Origin of the sequence: Paenibacillus sp. 1011MAR3C5, assembly GCF_003591485.1 — a bacterium.
In the GTDB taxonomy this organism is placed as follows: domain Bacteria; phylum Bacillota; class Bacilli; order Paenibacillales; family Paenibacillaceae; genus Pristimantibacillus.
The window spans coordinates 1-2,096 of sequence record NZ_QZCF01000017.1; the positions used below are offsets into that span (position 1 = coordinate 1).

The window sequence follows — 2,096 nt, forward strand, 5'->3', positions numbered from 1 at the left end:
GTATTCAACTTCGCTGTTCCTTCGGTGAATACAGGAGTTGCTTTCTGATATACCTCACCTTCGGTTACCCCTGACACGGTAGGCGGAGTCGTGTCGATCGTGAAGTTTACCGTCGTTTCATTCCCTACTGCATCCGTTACGACCAGCGTGTATGCACCTTCAGTAACTATTTCAGTGCCGCTAGTAAATGCTATAGTATTCAACTTCGCTGTTCCTTCGGTGAATACAGGAGTTGCACTCTTATACACTCCGCCCTCAGATACTCCAGTAACGGTAGGTGGGGTCGTATCGATCGTGAATCTTATCGTCGCTTCATTCCCTACTGCATCCGTTACGACCAGCGTGTATGCACCTTCAGTAACTATTTCAGTGCCGCTAGTAAATGCTACCGTATTCAACTTCGCTGTTCCTTCGATGAATACAGGAGTTGCTTTCTGATATACCTCACCTTCGGTTACCCCTGACACGGTAGACGGAGTCGTATCGATCGTGAATCTTATCGTCGCTTCATTCCCTACTGCATCCGTTACGACCAGCGTGTATGCACCTTCAGTTACAATTTCGGTACCGCTAGTAAATGCTATAGTATTCAACTTCGCTGTTCCTTCGGTAAATACAGGAGTTGCTTTCTGATATACCTCTCCTTCGGTTACCCCTGAAACGGTAGGTGGGGTCGTATCGATCGTGAAGTTTACCGTCGTTTCATTCCCTACTGCATCCGTTACGACTAGCGAGTATGCACCTTCAGTAACTATTTCAGTGCCGCTAGTAAATGCTATAGTATTCAACTTCGCTGTTCCTTCGGTGAATACAGGAGTTGCACTCTTATACACTCCGCCCTCAGATACTCCAGTAACGGTAGGTGGGGTCGTGTCGATCGTGAAGTTTACCGTCGTTTCATTCCCTACTGCATCCGTTACGACCAGCGTGTATGCACCTTCAGTTCCAATTACAGTACCGCTAGTAAATGCTACCGTATTCAACTTCGCTGTTCCTTCGGTGAATACGGGAGTTGCACTTTTATACACTCCGTCCTCAGATACTCCAGTAACGGTAGGCGGTGTCGTATCGATCGTGAATCTTATCGTCGTTTCATTCCCTGCTGCATCCGTTACGACTAGCGTGTATGCACCTTCAGTAACTATTTCAGTGCCGCTAGTAAATGCTATAGTATTCAACTTCGCTGTTCCTTCGGTGAAAACAGGAGTTGCTTTCTGATATACCTCTCCTTCGGTTACCCTTGAAACGGTAGGCGGGGTCGTATCAATCGTGAAGTTTACCGTCGCTTCATTCCCTGCTGCATCCGTTACGACCAGCGTGTATGGACCTTCAGTTCCAATTACAGTGCCGCTAGTAAATGCTACTGTATTCAACTTCGCTGTCCCTTCGGTGAATACAGGAGTTGCACTCTTGTACACTCCGCCCTCAGATACTCCAGTAATGGTAGGCGGAGTCATGTCGATCGCGAAGTTTACCGTCGCTTCATTACCTACTGCATCCGTTACGACTAGCGTGTATGCACCTTCAGTAACTATTTCAGTGCCGCTAGTAAATGCTACCGTATTCAACTTCGCTGTCCCTTCAGTGAATACAGGAGTTGCACTCTTGTACACTCCGCCCTCAGATACTCCAGTAATGGTAGGCGGAGTTGTGTCGATCGTGAAGTTTACCGTCGCTTCATTCCCTGCTGCATCCGTTACGACCAGCGTGTATGCACCCTCAGTAACTATTTCAGTGCCGCTAGTAAATGCTACCGTATTCAACTTCGCTGTCCCTTCGGTGAATACAGGAGTTGCACTCTTGTACACTCCGCCCTCAGATACTCCAGTAATGGTAGGCGGAGTCATGTCGATCGCGAAGTTTACCGTCGTTTCATTCCCTGCTGCATCCGTTACGACCAGCGTGTATGCACCTTCAGTAACTATTTCAGTGCCGCTAGTAAATGCTACCGTATTCAACTTCGCTGTTCCTTCGGTGAATACAGGAGTTGCTTTCTGATATACCTCACCTTCGGTTACCCCTGACACGGTAGGCGGAGTCGTGTCGATCGTGAAGTTTACCGTCGTTTCATTCCCTACTGCATCCGTTACGACCAG

Annotated in this window: 1 pseudogene; it reads right to left on the reverse strand. The window is 48.0% G+C overall.

Going from position 1 to position 2,096, the window contains the following annotated elements:
* A pseudogene (locus tag D3P07_RS27260) lies at positions 1 to 2,096 on the reverse strand (hypothetical protein); the annotation flags it as partial.